Source organism: Streptomyces canus 299MFChir4.1, assembly GCF_000383615.1.
Classification (GTDB): domain Bacteria; phylum Actinomycetota; class Actinomycetes; order Streptomycetales; family Streptomycetaceae; genus Streptomyces; species Streptomyces canus_C.
In genome coordinates this window covers 4300-26626 of sequence record NZ_KB911644.1, presented here as the reverse complement: position 1 = coordinate 26626, position 22327 = coordinate 4300, and the positions used below count along the sequence as shown (strand labels likewise).

Sequence of the window (22327 nt, the reverse complement as noted above, 5' to 3'; positions counted from 1 at the left end):
GCTTCCTCGTCAGCGAAGGCGTCCTCGCCCAACAAAACGACCTCCAGAACATCGTCTACTGCGCCGGCGCCACCACAGACGGCTCCAACACCTACAACGTCGTCGACGTCACCACCACACCCCACGTCGTCATCCCCGACATCACCCTCGAACGCAACGTCTACACCACCTCCTCCTGCGGCCTGTGCGGCAAAGCCAGCCTCGACGCCGTCCGCACCACCACCCACTGGCCCATCCACGACACTCCCCCGGTCCGCGTCAGTCCCGACCTCCTCGCCAGCCTCCCCGACCGGCTCCGGGCAGCCCAACGCGTCTTCGACCGCACCGGAGGCCTCCACGCCGCCGCCCTCTTCACCGAACACGGCGAACTCCTCGACATACGCGAAGACGTCGGCCGCCACAACGCCGTCGACAAACTCATCGGCCGCGCCCTCCAACACGGCCACCTCCCCCTCTCCCGCACCCTCCTCCTCGTCTCCGGCCGCGCCTCCTTCGAACTCGCACAAAAAGCCGTCATGGCCGGCATCCCCCTCCTCGCCGCCGTCTCCGCCCCCTCCTCCCTCGCCGTCGACCTCGCCACCGAAACCGGCCTCACCCTGATCGGCTTCCTACGCGGCCCCTCCATGAACGTGTACGCGGGAGAACACCGCATCACCCTGGCGGCCGTCGCGGCCGCCCCGGGCTGACGGTCCTTTCCGCTGCACGACGGCGGGACCCCGAAGGGCGGGGAGCGCCCCCTGCGCCCTCGGGGTCCCGTTTCTGTCGTGTGCGCTCAGCACTTCTCCCGCAGCGAGTGCAGGTAGGCGCTGGAACGGCGAGCGAACGTGAAGGACTCGGCGGGCTGGTCGTGCTCGGCCTGCCAGTGGTGGGCCAGGCGCTCGCCACGCAGCCGGGTCACGGCGGAGATGAACTTCTGGTAGTCGATGTCGCCGTCGCCGACGTCGGTCATGCGGTAGCCGTAGGTGTCGGCGGGGTCGCTCACGCCGTCCTTGACGTGGAAGAGCGGGTAGCGGTGGGGCTGCTTGAGGACGTAGTTCAGGGGTTCGAAGGGGGCGTGGGTGCCGTCGGGCCGCGTGGAGAAGCGGAACTGGCCGGAGTACGCCCAGAAGATGTCCATCTCCAGGAACACCAGGTCGGGGTCGGTCTCCCTGAGCAGCACGTCGTAGAGCCGGACCTTGGGGTTGTCGGTGGCGAAGGAGAACTCCTCCGAGTGGTTGTGCTGGTAGAACTTCATGCCGCGTGCCTTGGCCGCGGCTCCGTAGGTGTTGAACTCCTCGGCGGCGCGCTTCCACGCGTCGACGGTCGAGCCGTAGCGGAACGGTCCCGACGCGGTGCCGATGTGCTTGAGGCCGAGGGCCTGGGCGTCGTCGAGGACCTTGGTGAGGTTCTGGGCGAAGGTGTAGGCGTTCGGGTCGTCCGCGTAGTAGCCGACGTGGCTGCCGATCGGGTTCAGGCCGTGGTCGCGGGCCAGGCGCCTCAGCTGGGCGAGGGTGATCGGTCCGGCCGAGCCCTGGGTGTAGCCGGCGAACTCGACCTCGTCGTAGCCGTACTTCTCGAGTTCGGCGAAGACGGGGGCGAAGCCGAGCGTGGAGACCTTGTCGCGGAGGCTGTAGAGCTGGATGCCGAGGCGGCCGGGGGGCAGGACGGGGCGGCCGCGGCGGGACGTCTTGTCCGCGGCCTGGGTGGCGGCGGTCGCCGGTGCCGATGTGGCACCCAGCATCGCGGCCGCGGTGGCGCCGGCGGCCACGCCGAGCATGCCTCGTCTGGTGAGGCGGTGGGTGAGTTCGGGGTCGGGCTGGAACATGCGGCTCATGTCGGGGACTCCTCGGGGTCTGAGGGCGTTGTCAGTGGTGGGTGCTTCACTGGTGAGCAGTCAGGAAAGGCCGGCCAGTCGGAGCAGGAGTGACTTCACGTCGGTGGCCGCGATGCGGTCGCCGACCGCGCGGGGGGTGGAGCAGATGAGGAGCGGACCGTCGTCGTCGCTCTCGGGGAGGCGGCCGTGGCTGCCGCGAATAGGTGACGGGTCGAGGGGCACGACCGCCATGCGGTAGCGCAGGCCGAGTTTCTTGCGGGCCAGTGCGGTGGCCGCCTTGACCTTGACGTAGGGGTCGAGCGGGTCCATGAAGAGTTCGACCGGGTCGTAGCCGGGTTTGCGGTGGATCTCGACCAGTTGCGCGAAGTCGGGCGCGCGGTCGTCGTCGAGCCAGTAGTAGTACGTGAACCAGGCGTCCGGTTCCGCGACGGCGACGAGTTCGCCGGAGCGCGGATGGTCGAGGTGGTGGGCCTTCTTGCCCTCGTCGTCGAGGAGGTGCTCGATGCCGGGCAGGCCGTCGAGGGCGGCTCGGGTGGCGTCCAGGTCCTCGGGGCGGCGCACGTAGACGTGGGCGATCTGGTGGTCGGCGACCGCGAAGGCACGGGACGCCATGGGGTCGAGGTATTCCATGCCGTCCTGGGTGTGTACTTCCAGGAGTCCGGCGCGGCGCAGGGCGCGGTTGATGTCGACGGGTCGGTCCGCGCGGGTGATGCCGTACTCGGACAGCGCGACGACGGTACGGCCTTGCGCGCGGGCGTCGTCCAGGAGCGGGGCCAGCGCCCTGTCCAGGTCGGCGGCGGCCTTGAGGGAGCGTGGTTCGTCGGGGCCGAAGCGTTGCAGGTCGTAGTCGAGGTGAGGGAGGTAGCAGAGGGTCAGGTCGGGGTGGCGGGTGCCCATGATGTGGCGGGTGGCGTCGATGATCCACTGGCTGGAGACCAGGTCCGCGCCGGGGCCCCAGAAGTGGAAGAGGGGGAAGGTGCCGAGTTTCTCGGTGAGTTCGTCGTGCAGGGCCGGGGGGCGGGTGTAGCAGTCGGGTTCCTTGCGGCCGTCGGCGTAGTAGACCGGACGGGGGGTGACGGTGAAGTCGGTGTCGGCGCCCATGGCATACCACCAGCAGATGTTGGCGACGGTGTAGCCGGGGTGTGCGCGGCGGGCGGCGTCCCACAGTTTGTCGCCGGCGACCAGGCCGTTGTGCTGGCGCCACAGGAGTACGTCGCCGAGTTCGCGGAAGTACCAGCCGTTGCCGACGATGCCGTGCTCGCTGGGGTGGGTGCCGGTGAGGAAGGTGGACTGGGCGGCGCAGGTGACGGCGGGCAGGACGGTGCCGAGCGGGGCGTGGGAGCCGGCCACGGCGAGGGACTTGAGGTGGGGCATGTGGTGGAGGAGACGGGGGGTGAGGCCGACGACGTCGAGGACGAGGAGAGGGGTCGGTGCCGCCTCCGGGGGCTGGTGGCTCATGGCAGCTCCTTCAGGCCGAGGTCCGTCAGCAGGTCGCGGGCGAGGGTGAGTTCGGCGGCGATCCCGTCGGCGAGCTGGGTGCGGCCTCGGGGCCGCAGTTCGGGTGGGAGGGCCTGCCAGGTGTAGGTCTCGACCTCCAGGTGGCGGGTGAGTGGGTGCGGGCCGCCGACGAGCCGGGTGAGGGCGGCCTTGAGTACGGGGAGGGTGGAGGTGAGGGGTGTGGCGGGGGCCGCGTGCAGGGGGACGTGGAAGTGGGCGCGCCAGGGTGCCCCGTCGGGCAGGGCGCCGCCGGCGAGGGCTTCGCCGAGGTCGTCGGTGCCGCGCAGGCCTGCGGCGGTGGAGGTGCGGGTCTGGTGCAGGAAGCGGGGTTCGTCGAAGGCGGCCAGGGCCTCGCGGACCTCGGGCAGGTGGGGGTGTTCGGCGTGCAGGGCGGCTGAGAGCTGGGACTTGACGACGGGGACGCGGGCGGCGGTGAGTGCGTCCAGGGCGGTGTGCGGGTCTTCGAAGGAGGTGGCGAGGTGGCAGGTGTCGACGCAGATGCCGATGCGGTCGTGGGCGATCGCGGTCAGCGGGGCGACGGCGTCGGCGGTGGTCTCGACGACGCAGCCGGGTTCGGGTTCGAGGCCGACGCGGATGGAGCGGCCGGTCAGCTCCTGGAGGGCGTCGAGGCGTTCGGCGAGGGTGCGCAGGGCGGTGCGGGCCTTGTCGGCGCTCGCGTCGTCGTAGCCGGTGCGCCAGGCCAGCGGCAGGGTGGAGATGCTGCCCTCGGTGACGTCGTCGGGCAGGAGTCCGGTCAGGACCCGGGCCAGGGCGGTGGTGTGGTCGAGGCGTTCGGGGTCGGTCCAGTCCGGCTTGTACACGCGGTACTTGACCTCTTCGGCGCCGAAGCCCTCGTAGGGGAAGCCGTTGAGGGTGACGACTTCGAGGCCGCGGCGGTCGAGTTCGCAGCGCAGGTCGCGCAGTGCGGAGGGGTCGCTGACCAGGGCGTGGGCGGCGCCGCGGGCGAGCCACAGGCCGATGCCGAGGCGGTCGCGGCCGAGGCGGCGGCGGACGGGCTCGCAGTGGTCGCGGAGCTGGGCGACGACGCCGTCGAGGGTTTCGGCGGGGTGGACGTTGGTGCAGTAGGCGAGGTGGACGGTGGTGCCGTCGGGGTGGCGGAAGCGCATGGCTCACGCCCCGCCGCGGAGGATGGAGTTGCCCTCGTGGGTGGCGTCGGTGGCGGCGATGGTGAGGTCGAGGCGGCCGCTGAGTCCGTAGAAGGCGACGGGGTTGCGCCACAGGACGCGGTCGACGTCGTCCTCGGTGAAGCCCTCGGCGAGCATGAGGTCGCCGACCTTGCGGGTCTTGAGGGGATCGCTGCGGCCCCAGTCGGCGGCGGAGTTCACCAGGACCTGTTCGGGGCCGTACGCGCGCAGGATCGCCACCATGCGTTCCTCGTCCATCTTGGTGTCGGGATAGACGGAGAAGCCGAGCCAGCAGCCGCTGTCCTTGGCCTCCTTGACGGTGGTCTCGTTGAGGTGGTCGACCAGGACGCGGTCCATGGGGAGGTCGGATTCGCGGACGACGTCGAGGGTGCGGCGCAGGCCTGTGAGCTTGTCGCGGTGCGGGGTGTGGACGAGTGCGGGCAGCTGGTGGTCTGCGGCGAGCTGGAGCTGGGCGGCGAGGGCGGTGTCCTCGGCGGGGGTCATGGAGTCGTAGCCGATCTCGCCGACGGCGACGACCTGGTCCTTGACGAGATACCGGGGCAGCTCGTCGAGGACGGGGACGCAGCGCGGGTCGTTGGCCTCCTTGGGGTTCAGGGCGAGGGTGCAGTGGTGGGCGATGCCGTACTGGGCGGCGCGGAAGGGCTCCCAGCCCAGCAGGGAGTCGAAGTAGTCGAGGAAGGAGGCGGGGGAAGTCCGGGCCTGGCCCAGCCAGAAGGAGGGTTCGACCACGGCGCGCACGCCGGCGTCGTGCATGGCCTGGTAGTCGTCGGTGGTCCGTGACGTCATGTGGATGTGGGGGTCGAAGATGCGCATCAGGACTCCTTGCCGTGGGTGCCGTCCGCGCCGTTCGGGCCGTGGTCGGCGGCCGGCGCGGGTGGGGTGGCGGTGGGGTCGGTCAGGGTCAGGACGCGGTGCAGGTCCTCGGGCACGGGACGGCCCGCGGCGGTGCGTTCCGCGGCGTAGTCGCCGAGCATGCGGGCGAGTTCGGTGTCGGCGTGGGCCCTCCGCTCCAGGTCGGCCACCTCGGTCACGGGCACGCCGGTGAACAGGCACTTCAGGACGGCGTGGCGCCAGTGGTGGGCGTCGAGGTGGCGGGCGGCGTAGGGGCCGACTGCTGCGGCCAGGAGGCGGGTGTCGTTGGTGCGCAGGGCGTCCTCGACGAGCGGGAGGGCCTGCGGGCCGGGCACGAGGTGGGGCAGGGCGTGCAGCACGGCCCGGCGTTCGGCGGCGGTGCCCTGGGCGTAGACGCGGGTCAGGGCGTCGGTGTCGGCGCGGGCCGCGTGCAGGATCAGGATGCGGGCGGCGTCGGCGTGTTCGGGGCCGCAGCGGCGTCCGGCCTCGGCGAGGCGCAGCTCCCACACGGAGATGGGGCCGTGGGCGCCGGGGTGGGCGGCGGCCTCGTCGAGGGCCTGGTCGAGCCAGGCGCGGGCGGCTTCGCCGAGGCGGTCGGCGAGGTGGCTGTGCAGGTCGTGCGGCGGGGTTCGGGCGAGGGTGGTGCCCTGGGTGTCCGTCGCGGGGGTTGCCTGGTGGGCAGAGGGGTGGGTCATGGAGTGCTTCCTTGTGAGAGCGCCACTGCCTGACGGAGGAACGGGAGGGAGCGTTCGGCGAAGTGGGGGCCCGCGTGGGAGTGGCGGGGCAGTTCGACGACGGTCAGGCCCTGGTAGCCGGTGTCGGCCAGGGCGGCGAGGACCGGCGGGAAGTCGATGTCGCCGTCGCCGAAGGGGAGGTGTTCGTGGACGCCTCGGCGCATGTCCTCGATCTGGACGTGCCGCAGCCAGGGGCCGGCTGCGCGTACGCAGTCGGCGGGTGGGAGGGGTTCGAGGCACTGGCAGTGGCCGATGTCGAGGGTCAGGCCGAGGGCCGCCGGGTCGTCGAGGGCGGCGCGGAGGTGGTGGAAGTCGGCGAGGGTGGCGAGGAGGTGGCCCGGTTCGGGTTCGACGGCGAGGGGGACGCCGGCGATGGTGGCGGTGTCCAGGACGGGGGTGAGGGTCTCGGCCAGGCGTTTCCAGGCCGTGTCCGGGTCCGTGCCCGTCGGGGTGATGCCGCTGAAGCAGTGCACGGCGTGTGCGCCGAGGTCGGCGGCGACCTGGACGGCCCGGAGCAGCAGGTCGGCACGGCGGGCTCGGTCGTCCGGGTCGGGGTCGAGCAGCGAGGGGCCGTGTTTGCGGCGCGGGTCGAGCACATAGCGGGCGCCCGTCTCGACGGTGACCGTCAGTCCGAGCGCGTCCAGCCGACGGCCGAGGCGGCGGGTGCGGGCGGCCAGGTCGGGGGCGAGGGGGTCCAGGTGCATGTGGTCGAGGGTCAGACCGACACCGTCGTACCCGAGGTCGGCGAGCAGGGCCAGGGCGTCGTCCAGGCGGAGGTCCGCGAGGCCGTTGGTGCCGTAGCCGAAGCGGAGTGGGGTGGGGCCGGGTTGCGGAGCGGTCCTGGGTCGGGCGAGGGAGGCCGTCTTGTCGCCGGGGCTCGGAGTGGGCCGGTGCCGGTCAGCGGGGTCGGTCACCTGTGCATCGGGTGCGTCGGTTGCGTCGGGAGTTCGAGGGGGCCGTTGTGCGGCAGCCCGGCCGGTCCTGGGTCCGCCTGGGCCGGGAAGGGGCCGGCGTGGGCCCGGGATGGGCCGGCGTGGATTGTGGGGGTCGGTCATGTGACGCTCACCTTTCTCGCGAGGCGTCCGGCCAGGGGGGCGAGGGCGGTGGTGAGCAGCGCGGTGACGGTCGCGCTCTTCGTGCGCGAGCGGGCGGCGAGGGCGGCCTGGAGGGGGATCGTGGCTCGGATGCCGGCGGTGACGGCTCGTTGGGTGAGCGGGGGTGAGGGGTTGAGGGTGGCGTGGAGGTACGAGCGGGCTGTGGTGGTCGCGTAGGCGGCGCCGAGGGCGATGCGCAGGGCTGCGTGCGGGTCGAGGGGTGCGGAGTCGGGGCCGGGCTGTCGCGGACGGCGTGGCAGGCGGGACACCGCTGCGGCGGCCAGGGCCGCAAGGTGGGGCGGGCCCGTCAGATCGCGTGGGCCGGGACCGCTTCGCCTTGCGTCGGTCCGGTCCGAGGGGAGCGAACGCCGCCGGGTCACGGTCCGTGTCAGCGCGGCCGTCACGGCGAGCGCTGCGAGGGGAGCCAGGGCTGAGCCGCCCTGGGCTTCGCGACGGGACACGGTGGTCACGGCGAGGGTGTGTGCGCCGAGCAGCGCGGCGGAGGGCAGGGCCTGCCGGATGCCGGGCAGGGCGGCGGCGGGGACGGCCTTGAGATCGCCGAGCGGGGCATCCGGCGGCAGGATGCCCCGCGCCCAGGTCCCGCCCCGCACGGCACTCCTTCGCCCCACGCCCCCATGTCCGTCCCCGCCCCTGCCCCCACTCCCGCCCCCAGCTGTCGCCGCCGCGCCGAGCAGCAGGTCCAGTCCTCGTGCCGTCGCCATGGCGAACGGTCCTGCCGGGGTGTTCTTCAGGGCCAGGTCGTACGCCCAGACCGTGGCCGCGAGCGGCACCGCGACGGTGAGGGCGGGGCGGCCCGCGCAGGCTGCCAGGGTGAGGCCCGCGCCGGTGAGGGCGCAGGCGGCGCCAAGGGCTGCCGTGGGGTGGACACGGCCGGAGGGGAGGGGGCGGTGGGGGCGTTCCACGGCGTCCACGTCGCGGTCGGCCCAGTCGTTGAGGGCCATGCCGGCCTCGTAGAGGCAGAGGGAGGACGCGATGGCGAGGAGGGTGCGGGAAGTGGGCCGTGCGGAGGCTGCCGCCGCTCCGGCGAGGGCGTCGCCGGGGACGGTGAACAGGGCAGGGAGGCGCAGGAGTTCAGCCCAGGCGTGGGCGCGCGGGCGGTCGGTGTGGACGGGGGTCGGTGGTGCGGTGCGCTGGGAGGCACCCTGGAGGGAGGCCGTGGTGGGTGCCGTCGGCTCACCCGCCTCCTCGGAAAGACCGTCCACCGCTGCCCTGTTCGCCCTCACCGCTGCTCCTCTCCCGAACGCCCCTGGGTGTGGCTCCGTGTGCCGCCGCCGGCAGGCCTTGCCCGAAGGCGTTCCGCGAACCGCACCAGTGCCGCGTACTGCTCCCCCAGTCCTGAAGGTCCCTGCCCCACCGGGTCCTTGAAGTAGAAGCCCAGTTCGCTCAGCGGGCCGGACAGTCCCCTCTCGTGTGCGCGGGCGGTCAGGCGGGCCAGGTCGAGGACGAGGGGGGCGGCCAGGGCGGAGTCGCAGCCCTGCCAGGTGGTCTGGAGGATCATGCGGGTGCCGAGGAAGCCGTCGAAGGCGATGTGGTCCCAGGCGGTCTTCCAGTCGCCGAGGGCGGGGACGTCGTCGATGTGGACCTCTCCCTCGGGGGTGGTGGCGAGGGTGTCGGTCAGGACGCGTTCCTTGCCGGCGTTCTTCGCCGCGGCGGCCGCGGGGTCGGCGAGGGAGGCTCCGTCGCCGCCGCCCAGGAGGTTGGTGCCGGACCAGGCCCGGACCGTCAGGGCGCGTTGGGTGAACATCGGGCCCAGGACGGACCGGAGAAGGGTCTGGCCGGTCTTGCCGTCGCGGCCCGCGTGGGGCAGGCCGGAGGCCTCGGCCGGCCCGGCGAGAGCGGGGTGGTGCAGGCCCGTGGAGGGCGTGAAGTTGACGTACGCGCACCCTGCGCGCAGGGCCGCCGCGGCGTACAGGGAGCTCGGGGGCAGGGCGTCGCCGGTGGGGGCGGGTTCGGTGGAGGCCACGTTCATCACCACCGCGCGCGCCAGCCGGCCTCGTCGTACGAAGGACCGTATGTCCGCGGCGAAGGCGGCGATCAGGTCCTCCTCGGTCCTGGTGTCGCCGGGGAGGGGGCCGCCGGGTCTGATCTCCCGTTCGGCGGCGGCGAGTTCGGCGCTGACCGCGGTCGGCAGACCGTGCGGCAGGACACCGCCCGCGGCGAGGGCCTCAGCTCGTTTGGGCAGGTGGCAGTCCACTGTGTCGTGGCCGCCGAAGACCAGGGCGGACAGGGCGGGCAGGCCGCTCTCGGTGAAGGGCGGGGACTCGGTGACCAGGCCCGTCGGCGGGTGCAGTCCCGCGGTCATGGCGGCGCAGCCCGCGACGACCGTGGTGGCGACGGAACCTCGGGCCCCGATCAGCCAGACGCCGACACGCGGTACGGAATCGGACGCGGACATGGGCAGCCTCCTTGTCGAACGCGTCGTGTGCGAACCCCAGCAGTGAGGGGAAAAGACGGCGGGCGGGAGTCCGGCGTCCCCCGCCCGCCGCCGCTCAGTCGCCCTTGACGGGCAGTTCCTTGATCCGGATGTCGCGGAACGACACCTGGTCGGCGGCTCCGTGGTTCTGGATGCCGACGTGCCCGTCACGCAGGCTCCGGGCCGGATCGGTGTTGGTGAAATCGTTGATCTTCACGCCGTTGAGCCATACGCGGAGGCGTTCGCCCTGCACGCGGATCTCGTACGTGTTCCACTCCCCCGGCGGGTTCAGCGCACGGTCGCGCTTGTTCAGGTCGGCGGAGCGGAAGCCGTAGACGGACCCTGTCGTCTTCTCGGGTACGTCGGTGGCGTCGATCTGGATCTCGTAGCCGTTGTCCACGGCGGACCAGGGGTCGTCCGAGGGCGGGAAGCCCACGAACACACCGGAGTTGTCGTCCCCGGAGGCGCTCGCCATCTTCCAGTCGAGCTTCAGGGAGTACGACCCGAGGTCCTGGCCGGGGTACCAGAGCATGCCCATGCCGCCGGACGAGGTGAGCGTGCCGTCATCGGAGCGGGTGAAGGAGCCCGGGCCCGCCTGCTTCCAGTCGGCCAGCGACTCGGCGGTGCCGTCGTAGAGCGGGCGGTAGCCGTTCTCCGGCCGGCAGTCGGCCTGTGTGTGGCCGGTCGCGTACCGGATTCCGCCCAGCAGGTGGCCGCGGAAGGCGGGATCGGCGTACGACTCCTTGGTGTGGCCGAGGCCGGTGTAGAAGGCGCGGCCGCCCTGGTAGTCCTGGCACCAGGCGATCGGGTGGTCGCCGTTCATCGTGCCGCCGGTGTACGACGACTCGTCGAGGGCGGCCAGGACGTGGACCCGTTCGCGGGGATTGGAGCGGTAGTTGTACCACTCGTCGGTGCGGTTCCACGTCGGGGACAGCTCTGAGGTGGAGGGGTGGGCGCGGTCCTCGACCACTACGGTGGCGGGCTGGATCGCCGGGTGCGACTGGAAGTAGGCGCCGGCGAGGCCGCCGTAGAACGCCCAGTCGTACTCGGTGTCGGCGGCCGCGTGGATGCCGACGTATCCGCCGCCGTGCCGGATGTAGCCCTCGAACGCCCGCTGTTGGTCGGCGTTGAGGACGTCGCCGGTGGTGGAGAGGAACGCGACCGCGTCGTACCGGCGCAGGTTCCGCGTGGTGAACGCGCTCGCGTCCTCGGTGGCGTCGACCGTGAAGCCGCCGCTCTCGCCGAGCTGTTTCACCGCCGCGACGCCTTCGGGAATCGAGTCGTGCCGGAAGCCGGCCGTCTTGGAGAAGACCAGCACCCGTTCGGTGTCGGCGGAGTGCGACACGGCGGGTTGGGACACGCAGCCGAGAAGCAGTGCGGTGCCCACGACTGCCGTGGTCCATCGTCCGGTGGTGTTCATACGAACCACTCCTCTCAGCCGGTCGTGAAGGTGAAGTCGTCGACGTCGAACAGGGCTCCGGTGCCGCTCCCCTTGAAGACCAGGTAGAGCGTGGTGGTGCCGCTGGGGGCGCCGGACAGGTCGGCGGTGACGTCCTGGAAGGTCTCCCAGCCGCCGGTCACCGGCACGGTCGCCGTGCCGAGCAGGGTGCCGGTCGCGGACCCCGCACGGATCTCCAGGGTGCCGCCGGCACCGCCCGAAGAGATGTGCGCGGACACCGACTTGGCGTTGCCGAGGACGTACGGCGTGAAGGAGATCCAGTCGCCGTTGTTGATGTCGCCGACCGTGTTGCCGCCGTGCGCGGTGTCCTTGGCGATGACGGAGACGCCCGAGCCGGTGCCGAAGTGCTCGGCCTGGCGGTGCCTGGGCTGCAGGACGCTCCGGTCGTGGGTGGTCAGCGGGGCCTGGCCGCCGCCACCGTTGTCGGTGTACTCGGCGTCCATCACGCCGAAGATGTTGGCGTCCTCGTCGTGGCCGCCGTCGGCGCTGGTCTGGAGGGTGCCGGTGCAGCCGTTCACAGAGGTGACGGGGTGGCCGTGGCTGTCGTGGCCGAGGACGAAGGTGACCTTGACCTTGGCGCAGTCGATGGGCCGGCCGTCCTCTGGGTCGCTCACCCGCACCTTGAAGGGGATCGCGTCACCGAAGCTGAACAGCTGCCCGTCCTGCGGGAGTTCGAGGGTCACCTTGGGCGCGGTGTTGCCGACGACGATCTGCACGCTCGCGCTGCCGGTGAGGCCCGAGGGGTCCTTGGCGGTCAGGGTGGCGGTGTAGGTGCCGTTCTTCCGGTACTTGTGCGTCGGGTTCGCCGCGGTGGACGTGCCCCCGTCGCCGAAGTCCCAGCTGTAGGTGAGGGCGTCGCCATCCTTGTCGCTGGTGCCCGCGGAGGAGAACCGCACCCGCAGCGGTGCCTGTCCTGAGGTACGGTCGGCCGCCGCCTGGGCGACCGGGGAGTGGCGGCCGGTGACGTTCTCGATGCGGTACAGGGCGGAGTTCTCGTCGCCGCCGAACCAGGAGAGGCCGTAGTCGAGGACGTACAGCGCGCCGTCGGGGCCGAAGGCCATGTCCATCACCTGGGTGCCGGTCCAGGGGATGTCGTTGATCGACTGGACGGTCCCGTTGTCGTCGCTGGCGATGCGCTTGATCCAGCGGCGGCCGAACTCCCCGGCGAAGAAGTCGCCGTCGTAGGCCTCGGGGAACTTCACCGGTGAGTCGAGCGCGGCGTCGTAGTGGTAGACCGGCCCGCCCATCGGGGACTCGGAGCCGGTGCCGAACTCGGGTACCGATCCGCCGTCGTAGGGGATCCAGGCGGCCTGCGCCGGGGGAAGGTCGGTGAGGCCGGTGTTGTGCGGGGAGTTGTTCTTCGGCGCGGCGCAGTCGAAGGAGGCGCCCGAGGTGCCGGCGGCGAAGTCGTAGTCGACGTAGGCATCGTTGTCGCCCGTGCAGTACGGCCATCCGAAGTTGCCGGGGCCGGTCACCCGGGCGAACTCGACCTGGCCCGCGGGGCCTCGGGCCGGGTCCGCGGCGCCCGCGTCGGGGCCGTAGTCGCCGACGTAGACGATCCCGGTCTGCTTGTCGACGCTGAAGCGGAACGGGTTGCGGAAGCCCATGGCGTAGATCTCGGGCCGCGTCCTGTCCGTGCCGGGCGCGAAGAGGTTGCCGTCGGGGATGGCGTAGGAGCCGTCGGCGTTGACCTTGATGCGCAGGATCTTGCCGCGCAGGTCGTTGGTGTTGCCGGCGCTGCGCTGGGCGTCGAAGGCCGGGTTGCGGTTGGCGCGCTCGTCGATGGGGGTGAAGCCGTCGGACTGGAAGGGGTTGGAGTCGTCGCCGGTCGACAGGTAGAGGTTGCCGGCCGCGTCGAAGTCGATGTCGCCGCCGACGTGGCAGCAGATGCCGCGGGTGGCGGGGATGTCGATGATCTTCGTCTCGCTGGCGGCGTCGAGGGTGCCGTCGGTGTTCAGGACGAACCGGGACAGCCGGTTGACCCCGTCGAAGGGGGCGAAGTCGGCCGCGGTGCCGGTTTCGGGAGCGTCGCCCGCCGGGGTGTTCAACGGGGGCGCGTAGTAAAGGTAGATGAAGCGGTTGGTGGTGAACTGCGGGTCGACGCCGACGCCTTGGAGGCCCTCCTCGTCGTGGGAGTAGACGTCGAGCTTGCCGGCGAGGCGGGTGGTGCCGGCCGCGTCGGTGATGCGCAGTTCGCCGTCGCGGGAGGTGTGCAGGACCGAGCGGTCCGGGAGGACGGCCAGCGACATGGGCTCGCCGACCTCGGGCTCACCCTTGGCGAGGGTGACCTGCTGGAAGTCCTCGGCGGCGGCCGCGGTGGCGGCTCCCTCGCCGGCGACGGCTGCGCCGGCGAGGGGAGCGGCGAGGGTGAGGGAGGCTCCGGCCAGCAGGAAGCCGGTGAGCAGGGCCGCCGCTCTGCGCCAGGGGGCGCGTCGTCTGTGGGTCTCGATTCTGTCGGTCGGGGTGGTGGGGTCTTTCCCGTGCACGGATGCCTCCAGAAAGGGGCCGGTCGTACGGGTGGGTGCGGGTACGCCGGGATGCGCCGTCATCCCGGAACTGATCGGTGCGGCTTGCTCGTTGCCGGAGCGGTGCGGCCTACTCGGTGGTTGCCGGACCGGTGGGGCTCACTCGCCGCCTCCGAAGGCAGCGTCGAAGGATGCCGACGGGGGCTCGAAGTCGTATGCCTTGAGTCGGTTCAGTGCCTCGGGTGCGCCCTGGAGCCGGTCCATGCCGGCGTCCTCCCACTCGACCGAGACCGGGCCCTGGTAGTCGATGGAGCGCAGCATGCGGAAGACGTCCTCCCAGGGGACGTCTCCGTGGCCGGCGGAGACGAAGTCCCAGCCGCGGCGGGGGTCGCCCCAGGGCAGGTGGGAGCCGAGGCGGCCGTTGCGGCCGTCGAGGCGTTTGCGGGCTTCCTTGCAGTCGACGTGGTAGATCCGGTCACGGAAGTCGTAGAGGAAGCCGACCGGGTCGAGGTCCTGCCACACGAAGTGGGACGGGTCGAAGTTGAGCCCGAAGGCCGGCCGATGGCCAACCGCCTCCAGGGCGCGCTGGGTTGTCCAGTAGTCGTAGGCGATCTCGCTGGGGTGGACCTCGTGCGCGAACCGCACGCCCTCGGTGTCGAAGACGTCCAGGACCGGGTTCCAGCGCTCGGCGAAGTCCTCGTAGCCGCGGTCGATCATCGCCTGGGGGGCGGGCGGGAACATGGCGACCAGGTGCCAGATCGCGGAGCCGGTGAAGCCGATGACGGTGTCGACGCCGAAGGCACGGGCGGCCCGCGCGGTGTCCTTCATCCGGTTCGCGGCCCGCCGCCGGACGCCTTCGGGGTCGCCGTCGCCCCACACCTCGCCGGGCAGGATGGCCCGGTGGCGTTCGTCGATGATGGCGTCGCACACGGCCTGGCCCACCAGGTGGTTGGAGATCGCCCAGCACTTGAGGCCGTACTTGTCGAGCAGCGCGTGCCGGGAGTCAAGGTAGGAGGGGTCGGCGAGCGCCTTGTCGACCTCGAAGTGGTCGCCCCAGCAGGCGAGTTCAAGACCGTCGTAACCGAAGTCGCGGGCGAGTCGGCAGACCTCTTCGAGGGGGAGGTCGGCCCACTGGCCGGTGAAGAGCGTGAACGTGCGCGGCATCTCTGGGAGCCTCCTCAGACGGCAATCGGGGTGTAGACGGAGTTCTTCTCGGCGCTCTCCTCCACGGCCGCGAGCACCCGCTGGACCTGCAGACCGTCGGCGAAGGAGGGGTCGGGGCGGCGGCCCTCGGCGATCGCGTGGACGAGGTCGCGGGCCTGGTGGACGAAGGTGTGCTCGTAACCGAGACCGTGGCCCGGCGGCCACCAGGCGTCCAGGTAGGGGTGGTCGGGCTCGGTGACGAGGATGCGGCGGAAGCCGGCGTGCGTGGCGGGCTCGGTGGCGTCGTGGTAGGAGAGTTCGTTGAGGCGTTCCAGGTCGAAGGCCAACGAGCCTTGCTCGCCGTTGAGTTCGATGCGCAGTGCGTTCTTGCGGCCGGTGGCGTAGCGGGTGGCCTCGAAGGAGGCGAGGGCCCCGGAGGTGAAGCGTCCGGTGAACAGGGCCGCGTCGTCGACGGTGACCTGGCCGGTGCCGGTCCCGGAGACGGCGGACAGGCCCTTGACGGCGCCCTCGGCCAGCGGCCGTTCCCGTACGAAGGTCTCGGTCAGGGCGGAGACGCCGGACAGTGGCTCTCCCGCCAGGTACTGCGCGAGGTCGATGATGTGGGCGCCGAGGTCGCCGAGCGAGCCCGAGCCCGCCTGTTCCCTGCGCAGTCGCCAGGTCATGGGGAACTGCGGGTCCACGAGCCAGTCCTGGAGGTAGGTCACTCGTACGTGTCGCAGCCTGCCGAGCCGCCCCTCGGCCACCATCCGGCGGGCCAGCGCGGTGGCGGGGACCCTGCGGTAGTTGAAGCCGACCATCGCCAACTGGCCTCGCTCGAAGGCCTCGTCGGCTGCCCGGGTCATCGCCTGGGCTTCCTCTACGGTGTTCGCGAGGGGCTTCTCGCACAGCACGTGCTTGCCCGCGGCGAGCGCGGCGACGGCGATCTCGGCGTGGCTGTCGCCGGGGGTGCAGATGTCGACGAGGTCGACGTCGTCCCGCTCGATCAGCACCCGCCAGTCGGTCTCGGCGGCCGCCCAGCCGTGCCGGCCGGCGGCCCGGCGCACGGCGTCCGCGTCCCGTCCGCAGATCGCGGCCAGCACCGGGCGGCGGGGCAGGTCGAAGACGCGTCCGACGGTCCGCCAGCCCTGGGAGTGGGCGGCGCCCATGAAGGCGTAGCCGACCATGCCGACCCGGAGCGGCGGCACCTCGGCCTCCTCTGACTGCTGCGGCTGTGCCATGCGCGATGTCCTCCTCGTCGTCGTGGCGCGGTGGGGGGTGCAGCCCGGTCCGTCGACGAACCGGGCTCCTGGGACCCGCCCCTCGGATCGGGCCGGCCGGGGCGCGCTGCCGGTCGCGGCCGGCCCGGCCCGTAAGGCAGGCCCCGGGTCGGGACGCCTCACTTGAAGCCGGTGGACATGTACTGGTCGACGTTGGTCTTGTCGACGACGGCCGAGTAGAGGGTGAGCGAGGCCGGGATCTCGAACTCGGCGAGGCCCCCTATGCCCTTGGACTGGCCGAGGGCGCGGGCGAGGTCGATCGCGGAGGCGGCCATGGTCGGCGGGTAGAGGACGGTCGCCTTGAGGACGCCGTTGTCCTGCTTGATGGCCTGGAAGGCGGACAGGGCACCCGCGCCGCCGACCATCAGGAAGTCCTCGCGGCCGGCCTGGTCGATGGCGCGCAGCGCGCCCACGCCCTGGTCGTCGTCGTGGTTCCACAGCGCGTCGAAGCTCGACTGGGCCTGCAGGAGCTGGGCCATCTTGGCCTGTCCGGACTCCACGGTGAACTCGGCGGCCTGGCGGGCCACCTTGCGCACGTTGGGGTAGTTCTTCAGGGCGTCGTCGAAGCCCTTGGTGCGCTGTTTGGTGAGTTCGAGGTTGTCGAGTCCGGCCAGTTCGATGACCTTGGCGTTCGACTTCCCCTTGAGCTTCTGGCCGATGTAGTGGCCTGCGTTGAGGCCCATGCCGTAGTTGTCGCCGCCTATCCAGCAGCGGTACGCCTGCGGGGTGTTGAAGATGCGGTCCAGGTTGACGACCGGGATCCCGGCGCGCATCGCCCTGAGGCCGACCTGGGTGAGGGCCTTGCCGTCCGCGGGCAGGACGACCAGCACGTCGACCTTCTTGTTGATCAGGGTCTCGATCTGGCCGATCTGCTGGGCGGTGTCGTTGGAGCCCTCGGTGATCTCCAGGGTGACGTCCGAGTACTTCTTGGCCCGGTTCTTGGCGTTGTCGTTGATGGCGTTGAGCCAGCCGTGGTCGGCCTGCGGTCCGGCGAAGCCGATGGTGACGGGCTTGCCGGGCGAGTCGGAGGCGGCGGGCTGGTCGTTCGCGGCCGGCTCGTCGTCGCCGGAGTCGTTGCTGGTGCAACCTGCGAGGAGGGCACCGGCCCCGACGGCGGCGGTCCCGAAGAGCAGACCTCTGCGACTGGTGAAGCGGTTCGTGTGCTGTGGCATGGCGGTGAACCCTTTCCTCAGGTCGTGCTTGCGGTACGGCGCTGGACCAGCACGGCGGCGACGATGATCGCGCCCTTGGCGATCTGCTGGACGTCGCTCTGCAGGTTGTTCAGGGCGAAGATGTTGGTGATGGTGGTGAAGATCAGGACGCCGAGCACGGAGCCGGTGATGGTGCCGCGGCCCCCGCTGAGCAGGGTTCCGCCGATGATCGCGGCGGCGATGGCGTCGAGCTCGTAGAGGTTGCCGTTGGTGTTCTGGCCGGAGCCGGACAGGATGATCAGCAGGAAGGCGGCGATGCCGCAGCACAGTCCGGACAGCAGGTAGAGGTAGAGGCGCTGACGGCGGACATCGATGCCGGCGAGCCGGGCGGCCTCGGCGTTGCCGCCGACGGCGACGGTGCGCCGGCCGAAGGTGGTGCGGTTCAGCACCAGCCAGCCGATGATCGTCACGACCGCGAAGACGAGGACCAGCGGAGGGATGCCGAGCACATACGCGTCACGTTCGCCGAGGTCGAGCACGCTGTTGACGGTGACGACCTGCGTGCTGCCGTCGGTGATCTGCAGGGCGAGTCCGCGGGCCGAGGCGAGCATGGCGAGGGTGGCGATGAAGGGGACCATGGCGCCGTACGCGATGAGCAGTCCGTTGACCAGGCCGCAGCCGACGCCGACGATCACCGCGGTGAAGAGGATGCCCGCGAAGCCGTACTCCTGGGTGGCGACGGTGGTGGCCCACACCGAGGCGAGGGCGACGATCGCGCCGACCGAGAGGTCGATACCGCCGGAGGTGATGACGAAGGTCATGCCGACGGTGACGACACCGATCACCGAGGCCTGGGTGAGGACGAGTTGGAGGTTGCGGGTGTCGAGGAACTCATCGGGTTTGGTGATCCCGCCGATGAGGACCAGTACGGCGAGCACGCCGAGGAGGGAGAGGGTGCGGACGTCGGCGCGGGCGAACATCCCTCGCCAGGCGGACGATTCGCTCACCGAAGGCACTTTGTCGGCGCTTCCCCTGGGCGGGGACACATGCTGCGTCATGTCGCCGGGCTTCCTTCCATGACGAGGTCGAGTACACGGTGTTCGTCGAGCTCACGGGCGGGGGCCCGGTGGACGACACGGCCCTCGCGGAGCACCAGGACACGGTCGGCGAGGCCGAGCACCTCGGGGACCTCGCTGGAGACCAGCAGGACGGCCAGCCCTTCGTCGGCGAGGCGGCGGACGACGGCGTACAGCTCGGCGCGGGCTCCGACGTCGACGCCCCGGGTGGGTTCGTCGAGCAGCAGGACCCGGCAGCCGCGCAGCAGCCAGCGGGCGAGGACGGCTTTTTGCTGGTTGCCGCCGGAGAGGGTGCGGATCGGCACGGAGGGGTTGTCGGGCCGCAGGGACAGTTCGCGGGTGGCCGCCCGGGCCGCGCCGAGTTCGGCGCGCCGGTCGATCCAACCGGCTCTGGAGAAGCGGGACATGGAGGAGACGGACACATTGCGGGTGACCGACTCCAGCATCAGCAGGGCCTGCGCCTTGCGCTCCTCGGGGGCGAGTCCGATCCCGGCACGGACGGCGGCGCGGACGCTCCCGGGCTTCAACGGCCGTCCGTTCACGGAGACGTGACCGGCGGTGGGCTTGCGGGCGCCGTAGACCGTCTCCAGGATCTCGGAGCGTCCCGAGCCGACGAGTCCGGCGAGGCCGACGATCTCCCCAGGATGGATCACGAGGTCGAGGGGCTCGAACTCGCCCTGCCGGGTGAGCCCTTGGACTTCCAGCAGCGGCTCCTCCCCCTGTGCGGGAGCCGTCGGCCGCTCCGGAAAGACGTACTCGACGTTCCGGCCCGTCATCAGCGCCACGACCTCTCGCGTCGGCGTCGACTTGGCGGGCAGTCCGACGGCGACGGCCCGGCCGTCCTTGAGGACCGTCACCCGGTCGCCGATCCGCCGGATCTCCTCCAGGCGGTGGGAGATGTAGACGACGGCGACGCCCTCGGCGGTGAGGTCGCCGACGATCCGGAAGAGGTTGTCGACCTCGTCCGGGTCCAGGGCGGCGGACGGCTCGTCCATCACGATGAGCCGTACGTCGTGGGACAGGGCCCGCGCCATGGACACGATCTGCTGCTGCGCCGCCGGCAACTCCCCGACCAGGCGCGCCGGATCGATCTCCGGGTGCCCGAGTCGTCGTAGCAGCGCGGCGGTGGACTGACGAGCCGCCTTGCCGCGTACGACGAACCCCGCCGTGGTGGGTTCATGGCCGAGGTGGACGTTCTCGGCGACGGACAGGTGCTCCACCAGGTCGAGTTCCTGGTAGATGGTGGCGATGCCGAGGCGCATGGCGGCGATCGGCGAGCGCAGGGCGACCTCCTCGCCGCGCCAGCGCAGGCGGCCGGTGTCGGGCTGGTGGGCGCCGGCCAGCACTTTGATGAGGGTGGACTTCCCGGCCCCGTTCTGGCCGAGGAGACAGTGCACTTCACCGGCCTGGACGTCGAGGTCGACGCCGTCGAGGGCCCGGACTCCAGGGAACGACTTGGTGATGCCGGACATGCTGAGCAGCGGTGGTTCTGGTGCCATGAGGTCCCCTTGGCGGGCGTGCGGGCCGGATTCAGGGCAGGGCGAAGCAGGGCGCCGTACTGGGATGCCTGACGTTTCCGAGTGCTCAGGCGGGTGAGAACAGGTGGTCGCTGATGAGCCGGGCCGCGCCGATGACTCCGGCGGTGGGGCCCAACTCCCCCAGAACGATGGGCAGGTTGCCGGTCGCCAGCGGAAGGGACTGGCGGTAGACCTGGGTGCGGATCGCGGCGAGCAGGGTGTGACCGAGGCCGGTCACCCCGCCGCCGATCACCACCAGGCCCGGGTTGAAGAAGGAGACCAGGCCGGCGATGACCTGGCCGGTCCGGTTGCCGCCCTCACGGATCAGGTCGAGGGCGGTGGGATCACCGGCGGCAGCGGCGGCGGCGACGTCGACCGCGGTCAGGCCGCCGTTCGCCGTGTGCCGTGCGGCGAGTGCCTCGGAGCGCCCCTGCTCGACCGCCTCCACGGCGTCCCGGGCGAGGGCCGCCCCGCTGAAGTGGGCTTCCAGGCAGCCCCGGTTGCCACAGGCGCACGGGCGGCCGTCGGGCACGGCCTGGATGTGCCCGATGTCGCCGGCGCTGCCCGTCACCCCGCGGTGGACCTCACCGCCGGCGACGATGCCGCAGCCGATGCCGGTGCCGATCTTGACGCAGAGGAAGTCGCCGACGGAGCGTGCGACGCCCGCGTGCATCTCGCCCATCGCCATCAGGTTCACGTCGTTGTCGACCATGACCGGGCAGCCGAGTTCCTGGCTGAGCGCCTCCCGTACGGGGAAGCCGTCCCAGCCCGGCATGATCGGCGGAGCCACCGGTACGCCCTCGGGGAAGCGGACCGGCCCCGGCACGCCGATGCCGGCGCCGTCGAACCCCTCCGCGAGCCCGGAGGCCCTCAACTTCGCTGCCATGGACAGGACTTGCTCGAAGACCGCGACCGGGCCCTCGCGGACGTCCATGGGCTGGTTGAGATGTCCCAGGATCTCCAGTTCGGCGTTGGTGACGGCGACGTCGACCGAGGTCGCGCCGATGTCCACGCCGAGGAAACGCAGATTGGGGGCGAGCCGGATGTTGTGGGAGCGGCGCCCGCCGCGGGAGGCGGCGAGTCCGTCGGCCACGATCAGGCCCGTCTCCAGCAGCCGGTCCACCTCCACGGCCAGCTTGGACCGTGACAGGTCGACCTGATCGCCCAGTTGCGCACGGGAGTTGGGGCCTCCGTCACGCAACAGCTTGAGCAGCCGGGCCTGGTGCGCGTTCGCGGGTCGTGCCGTCATGCGTCTCACGAGCCCCTCCCCGCCTCATTCGGCCACCAGCCGGTTTGCTTTCGAGGGGAACGTAGCAGCGGCTGCCGAACCTGGGAAGAAGCTGAGCACAGATTGATGCTCACTTTCTCCACTCGCAGGACAAAGACGTGTCGCACTCTGGTGTCCGGGGCTCCCGCACCCGCAGGATGGCCCCAGGGAGGGGAGCACATGTTTCTGGTGACGGGTGCGACAGGGAACGTGGGGGCCGAACTCGTGCGGGCGCTGGCGGAGTCCGGCGAGCGGGTGCGGGCGGTCAGCCGTTCCGGGCGGAGCGAAGGGTTACCACCGGGCGTGGAGTCCGTGGCGGGAGATCTGAACCGGCCCGAGAGCGTGCGGGACGCGCTGGACGGCGTACGAGGACTGTTCCTGATGCCCGGTTACGAAGGGCAGCGGCAGATCCTGGCGGACGCGCTGGCCGCCGGTGTGCGCCACGTGGTGCTGCTCTCCGGGCTGTCGGCGGGCACGGGCGACCGGGACAACGCGGTGGCCGGCTACCTGCTCGCCGCGGAGGACGCGGTGCGCGACTCGGGTCTCGACTGGACGTTCGTCCGTCCGACGAGTTTCATGACCAACGCGCTGCGGCTCGCGGACCAGATCCGCGAGGGTGACACGGTCCGGGTGCCGTTCCCGGACGCGCGGACCACCGACATCGACCCCTACGACATCGCGCAGGTCGCCCAACGCGCCCTGCTGTCCGACGAGTTCGCGGGCCGGACGCTCCAGGTCACGGGCCCCGAGACGCTGTTGCCGGCCGACCGGGTCCGGATCCTCGGCGAGGCGCTGGGCCGGAACCTGCACGCCGTGGGACTGGGCCACGAGGAGACACGCGCCGAGATGGAGGCGACGGGCATGCCGAAGCCGTACATCGACGCCTTCTTCGCCTTCTTCGTGGACGGCACCCTGGACGAGTCGGTGGTACTGCCCACGGTGGAACAGGTCACGGGACGTCCACCGCGCACCTTCGCCCAGTGGGCACGGGACCACGCGGGGGCCTTCCGGTGAGGTGAGCGGGACGAGGTGAGGCGACTACGACCGCTCGCGCGTGACACGCCGTCCGCGGCGAGTGGGGCAGGGCAGGTGGGCAAGGTGAAGCGATGACGACCGCTTGTCGCGCGCGACACGCCGTCCGCGTGTGCTCGCTGCCCCCCATCAGGCCCGCCACCCGCAGCCGACCGGGGCCCACGATCACCGCGACCAAGACCCGGCACCCGACCCAGCACCCACGACCGCACACCCGACCAACGCGACTACGGACCGCCGACGCGCGTGACACGCCGTCCCCGCGTGCTCGGCGTGCTCCCCGCATCCGCCCCGTCACCCGCCGCCGCTGCCCGCCGACACGGTCGGCCGGGCCCTCGCCCCCGACGTCC

18 protein-coding genes are annotated in these 22327 nt (G+C 71.6%); 2 read left to right on the top strand and 16 right to left on the bottom strand.

Annotated elements, in window-relative coordinates:
* On the top strand, nucleotides 1–686 hold a 686-nt coding region (gene fdhD, locus H293_RS0146485; RefSeq protein WP_020124603.1), incomplete at its 5' end, for a formate dehydrogenase accessory sulfurtransferase FdhD.
* An 86-nt stretch (nucleotides 687–772) separates the two neighbouring features.
* Here fdhD and H293_RS0146480 read toward each other — a convergent pair.
* The 16 genes from H293_RS0146480 to H293_RS0146405 form a co-directional block, all read right to left on the bottom strand.
* A complete protein-coding gene (locus H293_RS0146480) occupies nucleotides 773–1813 on the bottom strand; it encodes a sugar phosphate isomerase/epimerase family protein (RefSeq protein WP_020124602.1) in 1041 nt (346 codons plus the stop codon).
* Nucleotides 1814–1873: 60 nt separating this feature from the next.
* Nucleotides 1874–3271: an alkaline phosphatase family protein gene (locus tag H293_RS0146475; protein ID WP_020124601.1), complete on the bottom strand. Its 1398-nt coding sequence runs from the start codon at nucleotides 3269–3271 to the stop codon at nucleotides 1874–1876.
* Nucleotides 3268–4437, bottom strand: coding sequence for a metabolite traffic protein EboE (eboE, locus tag H293_RS0146470; protein ID WP_020124600.1), 1170 nt, complete (start codon nucleotides 4435–4437; stop codon nucleotides 3268–3270). The genes H293_RS0146475 and eboE overlap by 4 nt, the downstream gene beginning before the upstream one ends.
* Before the next feature lie 3 nt (nucleotides 4438–4440).
* Nucleotides 4441–5289 carry a TatD family hydrolase gene (locus tag H293_RS0146465; RefSeq protein WP_020124599.1) on the bottom strand — a complete coding sequence of 283 codons (849 nt, stop codon included), beginning with the start codon at nucleotides 5287–5289 and terminating at the stop codon, nucleotides 4441–4443.
* Nucleotides 5289–6023: an EboA domain-containing protein gene (locus tag H293_RS0146460; RefSeq protein WP_020124598.1), complete on the bottom strand. Its 735-nt coding sequence runs from the start codon at nucleotides 6021–6023 to the stop codon at nucleotides 5289–5291. Before H293_RS0146460 ends, H293_RS0146465 begins: the two co-directional genes overlap by 1 nt.
* Nucleotides 6020–6976, bottom strand: a complete 957-nt coding sequence (locus tag H293_RS0146455; protein ID WP_020124597.1) for a sugar phosphate isomerase/epimerase family protein — start codon at nucleotides 6974–6976, stop codon at nucleotides 6020–6022. Before H293_RS0146455 ends, H293_RS0146460 begins: the two co-directional genes overlap by 4 nt.
* A 137-nt stretch (nucleotides 6977–7113) precedes the next feature.
* Nucleotides 7114–8244, bottom strand: coding sequence for an SCO3242 family prenyltransferase (locus tag H293_RS0146450; RefSeq protein WP_259294722.1), 1131 nt, complete (start codon nucleotides 8242–8244; stop codon nucleotides 7114–7116).
* A 152-nt stretch (nucleotides 8245–8396) separates the two neighbouring features.
* Nucleotides 8397–9572 carry an inositol-3-phosphate synthase gene (locus tag H293_RS0146445; RefSeq protein WP_020124595.1) on the bottom strand — a complete coding sequence of 392 codons (1176 nt, stop codon included), beginning with the start codon at nucleotides 9570–9572 and terminating at the stop codon, nucleotides 8397–8399.
* A gap of 94 nt (nucleotides 9573–9666) precedes the next feature.
* Nucleotides 9667–11010 (bottom strand): ThuA domain-containing protein, encoded by a 1344-nt coding sequence (locus H293_RS0146440; RefSeq protein ID WP_020124594.1) that lies wholly within the window; start codon nucleotides 11008–11010, stop codon nucleotides 9667–9669.
* Between the two features lie 14 nt (nucleotides 11011–11024).
* Nucleotides 11025–13535 carry a PQQ-dependent sugar dehydrogenase gene (locus H293_RS0146435; protein ID WP_028808814.1) on the bottom strand — a complete coding sequence of 837 codons (2511 nt, stop codon included), beginning with the start codon at nucleotides 13533–13535 and terminating at the stop codon, nucleotides 11025–11027.
* A gap of 138 nt (nucleotides 13536–13673) precedes the next feature.
* Nucleotides 13674–14678: a sugar phosphate isomerase/epimerase family protein gene (locus H293_RS0146430; protein ID WP_020124592.1), complete on the bottom strand. Its 1005-nt coding sequence runs from the start codon at nucleotides 14676–14678 to the stop codon at nucleotides 13674–13676.
* A gap of 14 nt (nucleotides 14679–14692) precedes the next feature.
* Entirely contained in the window at nucleotides 14693–15895 is a 1203-nt protein-coding gene (locus H293_RS0146425; RefSeq protein ID WP_020124591.1) for a Gfo/Idh/MocA family protein, read from the bottom strand.
* Between the two features lie 158 nt (nucleotides 15896–16053).
* Nucleotides 16054–17106, bottom strand: a complete 1053-nt coding sequence (locus H293_RS0146420; RefSeq protein ID WP_020124590.1) for a substrate-binding domain-containing protein — start codon at nucleotides 17104–17106, stop codon at nucleotides 16054–16056.
* Between the two features lie 17 nt (nucleotides 17107–17123).
* Nucleotides 17124–18143: an ABC transporter permease gene (locus tag H293_RS0146415; protein ID WP_028808813.1), complete on the bottom strand. Its 1020-nt coding sequence runs from the start codon at nucleotides 18141–18143 to the stop codon at nucleotides 17124–17126.
* The gene (locus H293_RS0146410) at nucleotides 18140–19660 is read right to left on the bottom strand and encodes a sugar ABC transporter ATP-binding protein (protein ID WP_028808812.1); all 1521 of its coding nucleotides are present in this window, start codon (nucleotides 19658–19660) and stop codon (nucleotides 18140–18142) included. The genes H293_RS0146415 and H293_RS0146410 overlap by 4 nt, the downstream gene beginning before the upstream one ends.
* 85 nt (nucleotides 19661–19745) lie before the next feature.
* Nucleotides 19746–20927: an ROK family transcriptional regulator gene (locus H293_RS0146405; protein WP_020124587.1), complete on the bottom strand. Its 1182-nt coding sequence runs from the start codon at nucleotides 20925–20927 to the stop codon at nucleotides 19746–19748.
* 198 nt (nucleotides 20928–21125) lie between these two features.
* Here H293_RS0146405 and H293_RS0146400 point away from each other — a divergent pair, with 198 nt between their 5' ends.
* On the top strand, nucleotides 21126–21959 hold the full coding sequence (locus H293_RS0146400) for an NAD(P)H-binding protein (protein ID WP_020124586.1): 834 nt from the start codon (nucleotides 21126–21128) through the stop codon (nucleotides 21957–21959).
* Nucleotides 21960–22327 lie beyond the last annotated feature (368 nt).